Consider the following 16,661-nt stretch of genomic DNA (forward strand, 5'->3'; position numbering starts at 1 on the left):
CGGCCAGATCAGTCGTTGACCGGCATGCGCACAAAGGGGGACCGGATGCAGTCCAGCTCATCCAGTTCCCTGCTGGCGGCCTGAAAGCGACCTTCCGTTGTGCGATGGGTCATGATCACCAGCGGTACGATCGAAAATTCTTCGGAAGGATCGACTTCGGGTGCTTCATGTTGAACCAGGCTGGCAATGCTGATTTCATGGTCGCCTAATACATTCGTAATGTCAGCTAAAACATGCGGGCGATCTTCCACGTTTAAACGCAGGAAGTAACGTCGGGAAATTTCCTCCCGCGGCATAATCTTGATCCCCTCACGAGGGTTCCAGAGATCCAGTCGAGGAAAAGTTAAAGCAGCTCTGCCGACGGCGACATCCACCACGTTCGCGACCACAGCGGAAGCCGTCGCCATCTGACCTGCTCCCATACCTGACAGCCAGACTTTGCCGACAGCGTCGCCTTCGAGGGCGATTTTATTGTAGGCATCTTCTACATGGGCCAGTGGGTTATCGTTACGGATCAACGTTGGCTGGGCATGCATTTCCAACTGGCCATCCAGCAACTTGGCGACGGCCAGCAGTTTGACGGTATATCCTAGTTCTGACGCATATTGCAAATCCGCCAGGGACAGGCTGTCAATTCCCTGTCGCAGGAACTGATCGAGGCCGACTTTGATGCCTAACGCCAATTGAACCAGAATTCCCAGTTTCTGCGCAGCATCCGTTCCATCGACGTCCATGGCAGGATCAGCTTCCGCATATCCGATTTCCTGCGCACTTTTCACAGCGTCATCGTAACTGGCATTGTGAGAGAACATTTCCGTCAGAATGTAATTGCTGGTCCCGTTCAAGATGGCTTCGATGGAAGTGATCTGGTTGGCTGTCATTGCCTGGGTGACGGTTTCAATGAGAGGCACTCCACCAGCGACGGCTGCTTCGAAGCAGATACAGCGTCCCAGTTCCCGGGCGCGTTGAAACAGGCTTTCTCCCTTTTCACAGAGGAGGGCTTTATTCGCGGTCACCACGTCTTTGCCGCTTTCGAGGGCGCGGAGCATGATGTCGTATGCGGGGTCAATTCCGCCAATCAACTGAATCACAACATCAATGGATTCATCATCAAGCACGGCGTCAATACTGTCAGTCAATACTTCGGCTGGCAGTTCAACGTTTCTCGGACGGGACAGATCCCGCACGACCGCTTTTTTGAGGTGAATCGGTCGTCCTGCCCGTGTCGTCATTTGTTCGGAACGCTCCAGCAGTATTTTCGCAACACCACTGCCTACGGTTCCCATGCCGATAATGGCTACGTTTAACGGAGAAGACGACATTCCAGATTCCTGAGTTTTTAATAATTATGATTGCTGCTTGAGGCCATATTTCAGGATCGTAATATAAACGGTTCACCGGGAGAGTGGAACCATGGCCTTAAAAATCAGCTGATTTCATCGAGATAATATCGGTGGATTTAGCGATTTTGAGGGGCATTTCATGCCAGACAGATCAAGCGGGAGATGAAAAAAGAGGGGATCAGCAAGTGTGGGGATGGTGAGGGGTCAGTCACAGGTAAGAAGTTCTTTGGTGCCGACAAAATTTTTCCAGCTTTCATATTTCGCATGTTTGACTTGTTGGAGTAAAACCGGATTGCGGCTGGGTTTGGCTGGCTTCTGGAACAGTTTCATACCAGCCTGGGACGGGGTGCGGCCTCCTTTTTTTGTGTTACATCGTCTGCAGGCACTGACGATGTTTTCCCAGCTCATGCCCCCGCCATGCGAGCGGGGGATCACGTGATCCAGGCTAAGCTGTTTGAGGCTGAACTTTTTCTGGCAGTACTGGCAACGATAGCTGTCTCGAATGAATATATTGCGACGATTGAACTTGATGGTGTTATTGGGAATCCGATCGTAGCGGAGCAGGCGGACAACGCGAGGGACTTGAATTTCAAAATTGACTGATTGAATCCAGTCTTCCAGTTCATCCCGCTCATTAAACTCGGCACGCAGCCCGCTGATTTCAATCCAGGAACTGAAATCATAATTCATGTAAGTGCCGTCTTCCACGCTGATGACCTCTGCAATATCTTTACTGAGCAGACAGAATGCCCTTTTTGCAGAGATAACGTGAACCGGCGAGTAAGTCTTGTTCAGTGCCAATACACTTGCCTGCATGGCACTGGACTGTGCTTTCCCGGTCGTTGCTGAAATCATATGCCGCCCACCCCCCAGATCTCTAAGCAAGGTTATGGCAATATCAGGTACGTTTAATATCAATGCGACTTTACGAAGAAACAATGTATAAGAATTGCCGGGAATGATACCTTAACTGTATCACCAGTCAATTCAAATTTTCAGATTCCGCGTATTATTCAGGCGCGTACCTTCTCCGCAGATATTTTACCTTTGGGGGAGCCCCTCAGGCAATAGCTTCCCGGGAATGGGGGAAATGTATACCAAAAAACAGCCGCTTCATCCCGCATTGAGATTTGGGACGAAGCGGCTATGGAATTCAAATCCGACTATTGCAGCCAGGACAGTGGTGCAGTCGCTGGAGGCATTTTAATCAGCTTGACGCAGGAAACGTCTTTGTGGCTGGATACTTCTGCAATGGCTGCCTCGGGAACTTCACCGTCGACGTTCAAGACAGCAATCGCTTCTCCGCCAGGTTGATTCTGCAGGCGACCTAATGCCATATGGGCGATATTGACATTGTGATTGCCCAGGACCGTGCCGATGTAACCAATCAGGCCAGGGACATCATTGTGGCGGTAAATCAGCAGATTACCATCCAGGTATCCATCCAGATAGAACTCGTCCAGTCGGGTCAGTCTCAGGAAGTCCTGGCCGAAGATCGTTCCCGCGGCTGAGCATTTTCCCTCTTCCGTTTCGATCGTTGCAGTAATCAAAGTGGAAAGCGTACCGGCTTCGGTTGATTTTGATTCTGAAATTTCAATGCCACGTTCTTTAGCGAATACCGTTGCATTGACGATATTGATCTCTGCTTCAAAGGCATTGGACAGCAGTCCGGCTGCAAAACTGGAAGTAATCAGTTTGGTCTGTTTGTCTGCGACTTCACCCCGATACTGGATCTGGACGCTTTTCAGGCTGCCTTTGGTCTGTTGAGATAAAAACAGTCCCAGGCGGTGTCCCAGTTCAATGTGTGGTTTCAGGTCAGCCATTTCGGCACCTGAAACGGGAATCATGTTGATCGCGTGACGGATTTCATTTTTGGTCAGGAAGTCCGAGATGATTTCTGCTGCTTCGAGTGCCACCATTTCCTGGGCTTCGTCGGTTGAGGCACCGAGGTGGGGAGTGGCAAGCATATTGGGAGCGTCGATCAGACGACGGTTTTCGGGTGGTTCCTGTGTGAATACATCGCAGGCGGCGCCGGCGACTTTTCCGGATTCCAGGGCATCGGCCAGATCGTCTTCGTTGACGATACCACCACGGGCACAGTTGATGATCCGCACGCCAGGACGCATGGTCGCGATTCGCTCGGCGTTAATCAGGTCGCGTGTTTCGTCGGTCAGCGGTGTGTGAACGGTCAGGAAGTCACAATGCTTAACCAGTTCATCGACTTCTTTGTAAAGTTCAATGCCATACTCGGCTGCACGTTCTGCTGACATGAAAGGATCGTAGCCGATGACTTTCATTTCCAGCCCCTGGGCTCGATGTGCCACGGAGAGACCGATCCGACCCAGTCCGATAATTGCCAGGGTTTTGCCAGCCACCTGGGTTCCCGTCAGCTTCTTGCGTTCCCATTTTCCTTCCTTCATGGTGGCGTAAGCAGGGCCGATGTTGCGGGCCAGCGCCATCATGAGGGCGATGGTCTGCTCGGCCGTACTGGTGGTATTCCCGGCCGGTGTGTTCATGACGACAATCCCTTCCCGCGTGGCAGCAGCGCGATCGATATTGTCGACTCCTACCCCCGCTCGCACAATTGCTTTGAGACGGGGCTGGCCTTTCAGAACTTCTTCAGTGAGTTTTGTCGCGCTGCGGATGATAATACCATCTGCCGACTTGAGTGCTTCCCGTACTTCTTCTGGCGATAAACCGGAACGAATATCCACTTCGATTTCCGGGTTATCTTCGAGAATTTTAAGACCGGCTGGCGAAAGGTTGTCCGTGATCAGGACTCGGTACATGGAACTCACTCACTTATTAAAATAAGGGAAACGGGTCAGGAAAACACAATGATGCCCTGATGATACAGAGGTATCGCTCATTAGCATAGTTCGCCAAATAATCGCGCCAAGGCAAATGGCACTGCAAAGTCGGGAATTCCCGAAACAGGGTCAGAGTTGAGGGGGCTGTCTCATTTTCGGATATAGATCCTTCTATTTATGTCTCGAAAGGGGAAAACTTTCTTTAAAAAGAGTATGATATTCTGTGCACATTCGCCGGAATTCAACAGGGATTATTATTTTTGAGAATTCATCGAAGAAAGTAGATATGAAGCGGTCTGCAATCAAAGTTCTGCTGGTTATTCTTTTGATCTTTTTACCCGTGATATTACATCAGGCATATCGCTGGATGACAGCATTACCAGATCAGATCACGATTGCAGCAGGTCATCCGGAAGGCCGTTATTACAGCATGGCGCTGCAACTCAAAGACCTGCTGGAAGAGCAACTTGGGACGAACGTTAAAGTTATTCAGACGAAAGGCTCGCTGGAGAATCTTGCTTTGCTAAGAGGTGGTGAGGCGGACCTGGGCTTTTATCAGCCAGGAGCTGAATACGTACTGAAGGGATTTCAAGCGGCACCGGAAAATGCGGATGCTCCGAAGCAGGTGGAATCGAACCGAATCTGTTTTATTGCAAATCTGTATTCACAGGTCGTGCATGTGATAGTACCGGTGGATTCTGATATCAAAAAGCTGGCTGATCTGAAGGGGCATCGCATTGCTCTGGGGGAACAGGGATCCGGAGATCTTGCCGCCAGTCTGCCTCTCTTAAAACATGCACAAATCAAACTGGAAGAAATTACACCCGCATACCTGTCTTACGAAGAAATTGAAGAGCAGTTCAAGCAGCAACAACTGGATGCAGCCATCATGACTGTGGGCATCGAAGCGCCGGTTCTGCATGAACTGCTTGATACAGGTAAATATCGAATTCTGGAAATTCCCTATATTGAAGCACTCACACGTAAAGAAACACATTTTGAGGAGTATGAGATCCCAGCCGGGATGTTTCGCCGGGCTGATCTGGTAGTGCCTCCACAAGACCTGCAAACGGTAGCCTGTGGCGCACACCTTCTTGCCCGGGAGTCGGTTTCCGACGACATGGTTTCGGGAGTGACGTCCATTATTTTACACCAGGATTTTTCAAAGCAGTTGCAACTGAATGAATTGATTGAGGGAGGGAACTCCTTTGCCCGGGATAGTCAGGGATTTCCACTGCATGCCGGGGCAGATCATATCTATAATCCGGAACTGAAACCCTTTTTGAATTCCGAGTTTGTCGAAGTCACTGAAGGAATGCGATCTTTTATCGTATCAATGCTGATCGCGAGTTACCTGCTGTGGCGCCAGATTCAGAAACGACGTGAAAAAGCCAAAGAGCATAAACTGGACCGCTACATCAGGCAACTGCTTGCCATTGAGAATAAACAGATGAAACTGGATGGGAATCAGCATTCAGATGGTCCGGCGTTACAGATACTTCTTGACGAGGTGACGGCGTTACGCCAGGAGAATCTGAAACAGTTTTCTGCGCATGAACTGAATGAAGACCGTGCGACAGATGCGTTCCTGGAGATGTGTCATGCTTTAAGTGACAAAATTAATGCCAAGCTGCTGGGCTGGAAAATTGACCGGCTGGGTGAGAAAATAAACAGAAGTCCTGACTCTTAACAGCTGATACTCAATTACATCCGGAATCGGAATATGCTGGCTAATGCCAACCTGATCAATGGTCTGATACTTTTGCTGGGAATGATACTCTGTTATCTGTTCGTATTAATTCCTTTCCTGATCTACTATGCCATTCAGCATATGCGGTCACCCCAGTTGATTTTATTGCCGGAAGAAGACTGGGGTGATTATCTGACAGGAAAGTGCAGGGCAGAATCAGACTGGTCACGAACGAATCAATTTGAATCAGTCGGCGTGTATCGCTGGCAGCAGAATTACATCATTGTCTGGGAGAATGAATCGCGGGCGACATTTTTTCAGACGACTCTTTCACCTTATGGCAGGTTTCACAGTTTTACCACCATCTTTGCTGAGGATTACACCCTGATCACGGCCAATGATCGCGAGGCGTTAATCTTCCCGGCACCCCCTGGAAGGTTCGTCCAGTCATTCGGAGTCGAACAGACAGGCATTCTGAATGAAAAGCATCAGGCTGCCATTTCAGACCTGATGAGAGTCAAGCATCTGGAACTACCTGACGAGTTCCCTGAATTTGAGGACTCCTATCTGGCAAGTTTACGACAGCAACACGAGTTCGTCCGATCTGTCTTCTTCTATCCGATCAGAGGTATCTGGTGGTATCATGTGGGCCGTCGAGTCAAATTCAATCGTCCGATTGACATACAACAGGTGATTCTGGAAAACTGAGATTTGATTTGAAACTCAGGTCTCAGAGGGTTTCTGCAATACCCAGAGCCCGCGATGAATCTGCCAGCCTTCTCTCCGTTTTTTTCGTTCGAAGCTGGTCTGGAAATCCATGTCATGTTCCGGCAGCTTTTCTTCAGGCGGTTCACGGCGGAGAAACTGACTGGCATGATTCATGAGGTTCGTCACGCGTTCAAAGTATTCTTCCACATCGGTCCAGAAGTGAAGTTCGCCTTCATTCTTTAACGCTTTGGTGATGCGGCTGACAAATACATCTGTAAAGATGCGACGTTTGTGATGACGCTTTTTCCACCAGGGGTCAGGAAAGTAAACATGAACTTCTGAGATTGACGAATCCGGAATGAATTTGTCAAAGGCAATTCTGGCATCGCCGCCCAGCATGCGGGCATTGGATCGCTCGGCTTTCAGCAGGCGGGTGGCTGCCCGTCTGCCTTCCCGGTAATCAATTTCCATACCCAGGAAATTTTTTTCGGGGTGTTCTCCACTGGCATTGAACAGGAACAGGCCACGACCCGCGCCGACATCCAGGACGACCGGATGGTCATTCCCAAAGAAATTTTCCCACTGGAAAGGGCCTTCCAGGTCCTCAAGCGTTTGAAAGTAAGGGCGAAGGTCACGGGTAGGCTTGGAACGCGACATGATTTAAAGAGTGATGCTTTCAAATGTAGAACTTACAGATTATTCAATGCACACACTGTAGAATAGATGACCTGCAGTGTAAATTATCACGAGAGCCTCGAAGTCTGTTTTTTGGAGATCCAGATGTTACCCGATTTTTTGATGCAGGCAGCTATCCAGGTCAAGTCAGCACTGGTGCAGCGCGATGAGAAACTGGTACTGGCAGAAAGCTGTACCGGGGGTCTGGCGGCCACCCTGATGACCAGCTTGCCCGGGATTTCAGAGTACTTTTGTGGTTCTGCCGTGGTATACCGCTGGGATACAAAAATGAAATGGCTGGGTGTGCAGAGGGAGACGCTGGACGAATATACCGACGTAAGCCTTGAAACCGCCCGTGAAATGGCTGTGGGAGTTCTGAGGCAAACTCCAGAAGCAACGCTGTCTGCCTCGATTACAGGACATCTGGGGCCTGACGCTCCGATAGATCAGGATGGAATTATCTGTATCAGTCTCGCACGAAGCGATACAGATGAAACTCAAACTGGTGCAGAATGGATACTGGCTGAAAGTTACCAGTGCGATGATTTGCTCACCAGTCTGGATCTGAACATACAGACCGATCAGGAGTTAACGCTCAGGCAGCAACGCCAGCTTGCCGCCGCTCATCAATTTCTGAATCTCATTGCGGCGACCATAGAACCGTAAACTTTCGCTGGAATAGCTTCATAAATTGACAGGAATCTACCTGGTTTCCTTTGTCGTGGCACAATCGGGATAACCGTCAAACTTTGCCAGTTCGGGAGAGTTGCCCTGGTTTTGCTACGTGTTGCAACCATTTCGTCCGGCACGATCTTCGTTATGAGTACGATATTCTGTGCTTCCCCTTGTATCGGCGCAACGTGAATAACCGAACTATTCATTAGGCCGTGAGTGGTCATTCGAGACAGTTCAACTGTTATGATCGATTCTGCCGGAACCGTGTCTGGCATCAGATCGAGTTGAAACAGCGGAAGAGAGCCTCTCTCAAAGTTCTCCGTCATTGAATTCACAAATCGGCAATTGCAAACTTATCGCTCTCGACTCTACTTTTTAGAGGATATCAAAATGAAGCGCTGCAGTATTTGGGCCGCAGTTCTTTCAGCGTCTGTCGCTGTTCCATTTGCTGGCTGTTCACACATGCCCACAGCCATGCTCCCTTCCTCCGCCAGGGAAAAAGTTCTGGACAGCAAAATGGCCGTTGCTCAGGATCTGGAAAACAAAAAAGAATTGGAAAAGGCTAAGAAAGCCTATGAATCCATTCATAAGGCTGATCCGGATCGGGCACTCGCCTGTCATCGGCTGGCCATCGTGAGCTACCGACTGGGTGAGCGCGATGAATCTCTGGAGTATTTCGAAAAAGCAAAAACACTTACTCCTGAAAATGCAGAGCTATTGAGTGATTACGGGTATGCACTCTACAAAATGAAGAAGTATCCTCAGGCCGAAGAGGTTTTGAGAAAATCAGTTGCATTGAGCCCCAAGAGCGAACGTGCCACGACGCGTCTGGCAACAGTCCTCGGAAGCCAGGGGAAAATGCAGGAGAGTTACGCACAGCTCAGCAAAATCAGTTCCCCTGCCGAAGCACATGAGATCATTGCTCACCTGCACTCAGAGCGTGGTGAGAAGCAACTGGCTTTGACCGAATATCAGAAATCTCTGGCAATGAGTAAAAGTGAAGCCAGTGGGCAGGGGGCGATCAAAAAAGGTTCGAAAGAATATGAACAGAACCAGAAGCTGTTAAAACGAGTTGAACAGAACATCGCACAACTGTCTACTGATCCTGCTCTGAAAAATTCCATGCCAGATACAAGGATGGTGAGTCATACACAGAAGTCTCAGGCCAAACCGGAGATGAAAACAGCCGGTCTGGAAAAAGATTTGTTCCCAAAAGTGAAGAATACTTCTGAGAACAAGCCAGAAATGAAAACTCAGCAGCCTCAGGCAAAAACAGAAGTCGCGGATGCCAAAGACTCTCCTTTCCGGGTGATTCGAGATCGATTACTGAATGAAAGTAAAGACACCGTTGTTGAAAATCCATTCCTGGCTGACCCGAAGCTGTCTGAATCTGCTTTCGATGAACCGCAGGTTGAAGTTGCTGTGAAGCAACCAGAACAGAAACAGGTGGCCAAAGTTGAAAAACTGATTGCTGAGGTAAAAAGTCAGCCCGAAACTCGTGAGAATATCAGTTTCAGAAAGCTGACGGATGAGAACGTCAAACGACTGGAAGACGCTGCTTCTGCAGAGAAACAGACCGTTGCTGTCGTAGCGGCTCAAGAACAGGTTGCTCAAGTCGCTGCCGCCTCAGAACAGAACCAGTCCAAAAAGAAACGATCTGCATTTGAGCTGATGCGTGAACTGCAGAACGAACTGATTTCTGACTTTACTCCACCTCAACAGGAATCATCTGCTCCGCAACCGGAATATCGTCTGGTGAAGCAGACTGGTCCTCAATTTGAGGAGCGAAATCCTTTTGAAAATGCCAATCATGTTACAACTAACGATTCCCCTTTTGAGGGAACGGCAGTAACACGAATCGGAAAATGGAAGCCAGTTGATCCCGCTACGAGCAAGATCTCTGGTACCGGTAATCTCAAGACAGTATCTCGTCAGGTCGAAATTCAACCTGTTGCACAAAACCCGAAACTGGTTGTTCAGACGGCAAGTGTCAGTCAGCCCAAACAGGATCTGATTCAACCGAACACGGCTGAAGCTTTATGCCCGGAAGCAGAGGGTGAAGTCTTAAGCCTGGTGCGAGAGCTGAATTCAAATCAGGTGCCAGAACTGAAACAGACCATCCAGAGACTGGGTGCGATGGAATCTGAAGCTGCTGCTGCAGTGCCTGCTTTGCGATCGTTATCTCTGCATGACAATATGGGTGTACGGATTCAGTGTGCGTTTTCATTATGGAAGATCGAAGGTAATACTGATGACTCGGTGCCAACTTTGATTGATGCTATGAATTCATCTGTCGAGAGCGATCGCTCATTTGCTGCAGCGGTTCTGGCTCAGATCGGGTATCATTCACAGGAACTGACTCCGATTCTGGTACGATCTCTGTCAGACAATAATGAATACGTTCGTCTGCATACGGCTGAATTACTGGCCCGTGATTCAGACTGGAAGTACCAGGCAAACAAAACCCTGGCCGATTGCCTGCTGTCAAAGGATGTGAATATCCGCTGGCTGGCCAGTTACAGTCTGGCAGATCTCAAACCGGAAGATGATCATGTGATTGCCGCTTTGAGTATTGCTTTACAGGATAAAGCCAGCCAGGTGCGTGCCGGGGCCGCTTACGCTCTGGGCGAGATCGGACCATACGCTCATAAATCGATTCCTGAACTGCAGAAAGCTCGCTTCGATACCAATTCGGAAGTCCGAACTGCAGCCAAGAATGCCTTGAGTCGTGTCCGTCGAGTGACACCGCCTTCTGCGAACTGAAAACCAGATTTGACTGATTCTCAACGGTTTCAAGCTTGTGAACGCAGGTTTGAAACCGTTTTTTTTTGACCGAATCAATTTTTCTTTATCAGTAGCGATTCTGGAAAATGGCTGGTTTGATATTAACAGCCTGATATTGACTGCACTGATCAGCCCCATTCACTGCCACGCGCTGGGGAGTATTCGTTTGCGAATCTTTTGAAAGGTGGCGTTCCAGTCGACCTTCCAGCGCTTCTTCCTTCTGTTCCATTTCCTGCTTTCGCAACTTTCGTTCACGAGTGGCAGCCAGTGCGCCCAGCCCAAAATAAGAGATCAAACCAAATACGCCCATCATCAGATAGGTACTGTCTGCGGGAAGAGAAGAGGTCGTTCCCGTCGCCATGCCGAGTACAAAGATACTGATAATCAGGATCGAAGTGTGGCTCAGTAAGGGGCGTGTGCCTGTTTCTGCGAATGATCTTTTTCTAGAATGCGTCATTAGAGAAGTCAGTCCCGGGATGATTCGAAGTGGGGAATCGATACAATTTGGGCCTTAACGACTGACCCTGTTCCCTTGAGCAATCTGGATCTGCTCACCTAAACTTAGTTCGTTTCCTGGAGTGGGTCAAAAAAAAGAAGGCATTTCATCCCTTTTTTGGAAAATGTGGTTGATCGACAACCGATTTTCAGCGAGTTTTGTTAGCACATTCGGTCTTGCCATTAAAATCGCTATTTAAATAACATCTGTTTCAGGAGTTGAGAGCGTCAGTGAAAATTGCTTTGGCCCAATTGAACCCGACTGTCGGCGATCTGTCCGGCAATTGTCAGAAAATTCTGGAAACAGTGAATCGCGCAGAACAGTCTGGCGTTGATCTGGTTCTTTTCCCGGAACTGGTTCTCTGCGGCTACCCGCCCAAGGATATTTTACTCAGAGAAGGTTTTATTGAGGCCTGTGATCATGCTGTAGACCGACTGGCAGCACAGTTGAATCCTGATATCGGCGTTGTGATTGGTCATCCTACAGGACGCGATCTTCCTCAAGGACGCATCGCCAATGCGGCCAGTCTCCTGTTTCAGGGAAAAATCGATTCTCAAATTCATAAATTACTGCTGCCCAATTATGATGTTTTCGATGAGCAACGCTATTTTCGTCATGCAGATCTGAAGCAGATAAAACCTGTATCATTCCGGGAGTTGAAGCTGGGTTTGCATATTTGTGAAGATGCCTGGTGGGGGCAGGCGGATACCTTCTATCATAATCAGCCATTTGAGCTTCCGGATCCAGTCAAAATTCTCGCGGAAGCCGGCTCCGATTTACTGGTCAATATTTCTGCCAGTCCCTTCGAGATAGATAAACGAAAGCGGCGCGGAGAGATTGTTGGTGCGCATCGGGATCGATACTCGATTCCCTACCTGTTTGTGAATCAGGTCGGGGGAAATGACGATCTGGTGTTTGACGGTCATAGTTTTGTAATGGATGCTGCCGGTGACCTGGTATTGCAGATGCCAGGGTTTCGAGAAGACCTCCAGTTTTATGAGACAGGCCAGTCCGTCGACAGAGGACCAGGGGAAAGTGATGATCTATCCCGTGAAGAACAGCTTTTTGAAGCATTGGTCCTTGGTCTGCGCGACTATATACAGAAGTGTGGATTTACAGATTGTGTATTGGGACTGTCTGGTGGAATCGACAGTGCGCTGGCCTGCGCAATTGCTGCAGAAGCGATCGGACCAGAGCGGGTGCACGCCCTACTGCTCCCCAGTCGATACAGCAGCGATCATAGTGTAGCTGACTCACTGGAGCTGGCAGAAAATCTGGGGCTCGACTATGAGACGATCCCCATTGATTCAGTTCATCTTGCCTTTGAGAATCTTCCGGTGATTGGCGATGACTTGAAACTTGAACCAGCCGGACTGGCGGACCAGAATTTACAGGCACGCATCAGGGGAGCGAATGTGATGGTCCGCAGCAATCAGCATGGCTGGATGGCATTGGCGACAGGAAACAAGAGTGAACTGGCCATGGGCTATTGCACCCTGTATGGGGATATGGCGGGCGGGTTTGCTGTACTGAGTGATGTATTCAAGTGCGACGTCTATCGAGTCGCCCGGTATGTGAATCAGAGAGCGGGAAGAATTGTGATACCGGAAAACATTCTCGAAAAAGCTCCGAGTGCTGAGCTGGCCCCAAATCAAGTCGACCAGGATTCACTACCCCCTTACGACTTACTGGATGGAATTCTGAAAGGTCTGATTGAGGACGAACGTTCGGTGAAGAGTCTGTCGAAGGAATACCCTCCGGAAACCGTGCGCTGGGTGGCTGGACGACTGGATCGCAATGAATTCAAACGACGACAGATGCCACCGGGGATTAAGCTCTCTGCCCGTGCGTTCGGTTCCGGGCGCCGCATGCCGATGGCTGCCCGTTTTCAATGGGATGAAGAATAATTAAATTGAAGAAATGCCCCCTGACTCCGCAGGAATAAACGATGAAAAACTATCTCTGGATTCTGATTACGGTACTATTATTCGTCAGCTGTGGTCATCGAGGGCAGGCAGCCAATCCCGCACATCTGCCTTTCTCTTCACCGGAATCGGCGGGCATGGATGCCGGACGGCTGGCGCTGATTGATTTTGTCGTGCAACGAGGATTGGAACGTGATTCCATGCCCGGTGCAGTCGTACTGGTGGGCTACCAGGGAAAAGTCGTTTTTCTTAAAGCGTATGGTGATCGACAGGTCCAGCCTGAAAAAGTGGCGATGACTACGGATACCGTGTTTGATATGGCGTCACTGACCAAACCCGTTGCAACAGCAACGAGCATCATGCAACTGATCGAACAGGGCAAAGTACAACTCAGTGATCCTGTCGCAAAATATATCCCTGAATTTGCCGTCAATGGAAAGCAGGACATCACTGTCTATCAACTGTTAACACACCAGGGGGGATTGATTCCCGATAATTCCATCAAGGATTATCAGGATGGCCCGGAAAAGGCGCTGCAGCGTATTTATGACCTGAAGTTATATTACGAGCCCGGAACCCGCTTTGCCTATACCGACGTTGGTTTTATTCTACTGGGTGATATTGTAAAACGCGTGACGGGGCAGTCGGTGCATGAATATTCGCAGAAACATATTTATCAGCCACTGGGTATGACTGAAACAGGCTATCTCCCGGCAGCGGAATTGAGGCAGCGTGCCGCGACCACTCAACAGCGCGAAGGGCGCTGGATGCAGGGCGAGGTACACGACCCACGGGCCTATAAACTGGATGGCGTCGCTGGACATGCTGGTCTGTTTTCGACCGCCGAAGATCTGGCCATCTATGCTCAAGCACTGTTGAATCAGGGACGTTCTGGAAAGAAACAGGTCTTGAAACCAGAGACAGTCGATTTGATGACCAGGGGTTACCAGGTCGTCGACATTAAACGGGGACTGGGCTGGGATGTTCTTTCGGGTTATTCTTCGAATCGGGGAGACCTCTTTTCCCGTCAGGCGTTCGGGCATGGTGGCTTTACCGGTACCGCGCTCTGGATCGACCCGGCACAGGACCTGTTTGTGATTTTTCTCAGTAATCGAGTGCACCCGGACGGGAAAGGTTCCATCAACTCGCTGGCAGGACGCATCGGTACCATTGCGGCAGCGGCCATCAGTCCTGCAGCAGTCCCGCAGCCTGCTTCGGATGCTTCATCGAGTGACAGTCTGAATGTTTTAACTGGCGTAGACGTACTGCAGGGAGAACAGTTTAAATCACTAAAAGGCCTGCGAGTCGGCTTGATTACCAACCACACAGGGCTGACCCGGGATGGAAAAAGTACCGTACAGATATTGAATGATGCTCCTGAGGTCAATTTGAAGACTCTCTTCAGTCCCGAACATGGCTTCGCGGGCAAGCTGGATGTGTCGAAGATCGGTGACAGCACCGATCAAAAAACGGGCCTGAAGATATTCAGCCTGTATGGTAAAACCCGCACTCCCACACCGGAAAGTTTGCAGGATCTGGATGTGCTCGTGTTTGATATCCAGGATGTGGGTGCCCGGTTTTATACCTATATTTCTACCATGGGAAATGCGATGCGAGCCGCAAAGCAGCAGGGGATTCGCTTTGTCGTACTCGATCGCCCGAATCCGATCAATGGAATGATATTTTCCGGACCGGTTCTGGATGAAGTTTCACAGTCGTTCGTAGGCTTTCATCGTATTCCCGTTCGTCATGGCATGACTGCCGGGGAACTGGCTCGGATGTTTAATACGGAAATGAAAATCGGCGCCGACCTGCAGGTGATTCGCATGCAGAACTGGAAACGCGAAATGTACTACGATGAAACCGGTTTGACCTGGGTGAATCCCTCACCCAATATGCGGAGTCTGAATGAAGCAGTGCTCTATCCCGGAATCGGACTGCTGGAGACGACGAATCTGTCGGTCGGGCGTGGGACGGATACTCCCTTTGAATGGATTGGTGCTCCCTGGCTCGACGGAGTGCAACTGGCCCGGGAATTGAATCGCTCGGGGCTGCCGGGGATACGATTCGTGCCTGTTCAGTTCACACCCGCATCCAGTAAGTATGCTGATGAATTATGTGGCGGCGTGAATTTCATTGTGACTGATCGACAGCGGTTTCAGTCTGTAGAGACCGGTCTGGAGATTGCCTGTCAGCTACGCAGATTGTATCCGGAGCGTTGGGAAACAAAATCGTTTAATCGTCTGTTGGGAAATCAGAGCGTATTTGATGCCATTGTTGCCGGTAAATCGATCGCGCAGGTTCAGGCCCTGTATCAACAGGATCTGGCCGAATTTGGATTTCGTCGTGCAAGGTACCTGTTGTACTAAATGGGCTGTGCTGATCCTGTTGTCAGTGATGTTTTACCACTCGCTGGTATCAAAGATGACTTCTTTCGATCCGATGATCTCGGCATCGAAATGTTCCACAAGCTCCTGATCTTTATTCGCATAATTCAGTTGATTTAGCACATACCTCAAACAATTGAGCCGGGCGCGTTTTTTATCATCCGAACGAATCACCGTCCAGGGGCAGGCTTTCGTATCTGTCGCCATGAACATCGCATTTTGCGCTTTGGTGTATTCATCCCAGAGCCCCAGGCTTTTGACATCAATCGGGCTGAGTTTCCATTGTTTCAACTTATCAGTTTCGCGTGCTTTGAAACGACGGAACTGTTCTTCCCGACTGACAGAGAACCAGAGTTTAAACAGGTGGATTCCCGAGTTAACCAGCATGTTTTCCAATTGGGGTGCTTCACGAAGAAAGGTGTGATGTTCGGTGGGACGACAAAAATCCATAACCGGTTCCACGACACCCCGGTTGTACCAGGAGCGATCAAAAAAGACGATTTCACCGCTGGTAGGCAGGTGTTCGATATAACGTTGAAAATACCACTGCCCCATTTCTTTTTCATTTGGTTTCGGTAAAGCGACCACTCGGGCACCCCGAGGATTCAGGTGCTCCATAAAACGCTTAATGGTGCCCCCTTTGCCCGCTGCATCCCGTCCTTCAAACAACAGTACGATTCGCTCTCCGTTCAACTGAACCCAGCGTTGCAGTTTCAGCAGTTCGATTTGCAGGCGGGTGATTTCACGCTCATATTTTTTCCGCTTCATTTTGGTGGAATAGGGGTAGTTCTTACAGAGTATCTGCCCTTTCTCAGCCGACTTGACTTTTTTCTGAATCGATTCCGGAACGATGTCTTCGGGAAGCTTCAGATGGTAGGTGACGGGTAAGAGCGAGGCATCCTGAGACTTTTTGTCAGACTTGGAACCCATGAGTTGGCCTGTGTTTGAATTTTTTGAACCGGGAAAGCAGTTATGAGGATCGTGTGTAACGCTCAATATTATGAAGATCTGATGAGAAAATAGAAACCCGTTCATCAGCGGACCCCACTGGTTTGAGACGGGCTTGATATGAGTATGGTCTATAAGTGTTGTTTTACCAGTAGCTTACGGTAAATTCTTCCTGTGAGTTGTTCCTCGTGCTTTCGAGAATCGAATTTGATCTGCCTGG

12 protein-coding genes are annotated in these 16,661 nt (G+C 49.5%); 6 read left to right on the top strand and 6 right to left on the bottom strand.

The genetic code is table 11. From position 1 onward, the window contains the following. Nucleotides 1-8: 8 nt before the first annotated feature. The 3 genes from GmarT_RS01925 to serA form a co-directional block, all read right to left on the bottom strand. Nucleotides 9-1,322 carry a homoserine dehydrogenase gene (locus GmarT_RS01925; RefSeq protein WP_002647332.1) on the bottom strand — a complete coding sequence of 438 codons (1,314 nt, stop codon included), beginning with the start codon at nt 1,320-1,322 and terminating at the stop codon, nt 9-11. A 225-nt stretch (nt 1,323-1,547) separates the two neighbouring features. Continuing rightward, nucleotides 1,548-2,198: an HNH endonuclease gene (locus GmarT_RS01930; RefSeq protein WP_002647331.1), complete on the bottom strand. Its 651-nt coding sequence runs from the start codon at nt 2,196-2,198 to the stop codon at nt 1,548-1,550. A gap of 308 nt (nt 2,199-2,506) precedes the next feature. Beyond that, nucleotides 2,507-4,132 carry a phosphoglycerate dehydrogenase gene (serA, locus tag GmarT_RS01935; protein ID WP_002647330.1) on the bottom strand — a complete coding sequence of 542 codons (1,626 nt, stop codon included), beginning with the start codon at nt 4,130-4,132 and terminating at the stop codon, nt 2,507-2,509. Nucleotides 4,133-4,439: 307 nt separating this feature from the next. Here serA and GmarT_RS01940 point away from each other — a divergent pair, with 307 nt between their 5' ends. Both GmarT_RS01940 and GmarT_RS01945 read left to right on the top strand, forming a co-directional pair. Beyond that, nucleotides 4,440-5,843 carry a TAXI family TRAP transporter solute-binding subunit gene (locus GmarT_RS01940; RefSeq protein WP_002647329.1) on the top strand — a complete coding sequence of 468 codons (1,404 nt, stop codon included), beginning with the start codon at nt 4,440-4,442 and terminating at the stop codon, nt 5,841-5,843. A 33-nt stretch (nt 5,844-5,876) separates the two neighbouring features. Continuing rightward, the gene (locus GmarT_RS01945; protein ID WP_002647328.1) at nt 5,877-6,551 is read left to right on the top strand and encodes a hypothetical protein; all 675 of its coding nucleotides are present in this window, start codon (nt 5,877-5,879) and stop codon (nt 6,549-6,551) included. 15 nt (nt 6,552-6,566) lie between these two features. On the opposite strand, the gene trmB is transcribed toward GmarT_RS01945, so the two are convergent. After that, nucleotides 6,567-7,208, bottom strand: coding sequence for a tRNA (guanosine(46)-N7)-methyltransferase TrmB (trmB, locus tag GmarT_RS01950; protein ID WP_002647327.1), 642 nt, complete (start codon nt 7,206-7,208; stop codon nt 6,567-6,569). A 123-nt stretch (nt 7,209-7,331) separates the two neighbouring features. On the opposite strand from trmB, the gene GmarT_RS01955 reads away from it, so the two are divergent. Next, complete coding sequence (locus tag GmarT_RS01955) at nt 7,332-7,892, top strand: CinA family protein (protein WP_157158964.1); 561 nt, start codon at nt 7,332-7,334, stop codon at nt 7,890-7,892. 471 nt (nt 7,893-8,363) lie between these two features. Beyond that, a complete protein-coding gene (locus tag GmarT_RS01960) occupies nt 8,364-10,664 on the top strand; it encodes a tetratricopeptide repeat protein (protein WP_187782333.1) in 2,301 nt (766 codons plus the stop codon). 88 nt (nt 10,665-10,752) lie between these two features. On the opposite strand, the gene GmarT_RS01965 is transcribed toward GmarT_RS01960, so the two are convergent. Beyond that, complete coding sequence (locus GmarT_RS01965) at nt 10,753-11,142, bottom strand: hypothetical protein (RefSeq protein ID WP_002647324.1); 390 nt, start codon at nt 11,140-11,142, stop codon at nt 10,753-10,755. Nucleotides 11,143-11,411: 269 nt separating this feature from the next. Here GmarT_RS01965 and GmarT_RS01970 point away from each other — a divergent pair, with 269 nt between their 5' ends. Both GmarT_RS01970 and GmarT_RS01975 read left to right on the top strand, forming a co-directional pair. Beyond that, nucleotides 11,412-13,088, top strand: coding sequence for an NAD+ synthase (locus GmarT_RS01970; RefSeq protein WP_002647323.1), 1,677 nt, complete (start codon nt 11,412-11,414; stop codon nt 13,086-13,088). A 41-nt stretch (nt 13,089-13,129) separates the two neighbouring features. After that, nucleotides 13,130-15,475 carry an exo-beta-N-acetylmuramidase NamZ domain-containing protein gene (locus GmarT_RS01975; protein ID WP_002647322.1) on the top strand — a complete coding sequence of 782 codons (2,346 nt, stop codon included), beginning with the start codon at nt 13,130-13,132 and terminating at the stop codon, nt 15,473-15,475. 33 nt (nt 15,476-15,508) lie between these two features. Here the strand turns inward: GmarT_RS01975 and ppk2 are convergent, their stop codons facing one another. Further along, nucleotides 15,509-16,423, bottom strand: coding sequence for a polyphosphate kinase 2 (ppk2, locus tag GmarT_RS01980; RefSeq protein WP_002647321.1), 915 nt, complete (start codon nt 16,421-16,423; stop codon nt 15,509-15,511). Between the last annotated feature and the right edge of the window lie 238 nt (nt 16,424-16,661).

Source organism: Gimesia maris (genome assembly GCF_008298035.1).
Classification (GTDB): domain Bacteria; phylum Planctomycetota; class Planctomycetia; order Planctomycetales; family Planctomycetaceae; genus Gimesia; species Gimesia maris.

Bases quoted from the DNA above. Each gene is read 5' to 3' on its own strand.
- GmarT_RS01925 (WP_002647332.1), bottom strand. From the start codon at position 1,322: ATGTCGTCTTCTCCGTTAAACGTAGCCATTATCGGCATGGGAACCGTA.
- GmarT_RS01930 (WP_002647331.1), bottom strand. From the start codon at position 2,198: ATGATTTCAGCAACGACCGGGAAAGCACAGTCCAGTGCCATGCAGGCA.
- serA (WP_002647330.1), bottom strand. From the start codon at position 4,132: ATGTACCGAGTCCTGATCACGGACAACCTTTCGCCAGCCGGTCTTAAA.
- GmarT_RS01940 (WP_002647329.1), top strand. From the start codon at position 4,440: ATGAAGCGGTCTGCAATCAAAGTTCTGCTGGTTATTCTTTTGATCTTT.
- GmarT_RS01945 (WP_002647328.1), top strand. From the start codon at position 5,877: ATGCTGGCTAATGCCAACCTGATCAATGGTCTGATACTTTTGCTGGGA.
- trmB (WP_002647327.1), bottom strand. From the start codon at position 7,208: ATGTCGCGTTCCAAGCCTACCCGTGACCTTCGCCCTTACTTTCAAACG.
- GmarT_RS01955 (WP_157158964.1), top strand. From the start codon at position 7,332: ATGTTACCCGATTTTTTGATGCAGGCAGCTATCCAGGTCAAGTCAGCA.
- GmarT_RS01960 (WP_187782333.1), top strand. From the start codon at position 8,364: ATGCCCACAGCCATGCTCCCTTCCTCCGCCAGGGAAAAAGTTCTGGAC.
- GmarT_RS01965 (WP_002647324.1), bottom strand. From the start codon at position 11,142: ATGACGCATTCTAGAAAAAGATCATTCGCAGAAACAGGCACACGCCCC.
- GmarT_RS01975 (WP_002647322.1), top strand. From the start codon at position 13,130: ATGAAAAACTATCTCTGGATTCTGATTACGGTACTATTATTCGTCAGC.
- ppk2 (WP_002647321.1), bottom strand. From the start codon at position 16,423: ATGGGTTCCAAGTCTGACAAAAAGTCTCAGGATGCCTCGCTCTTACCC.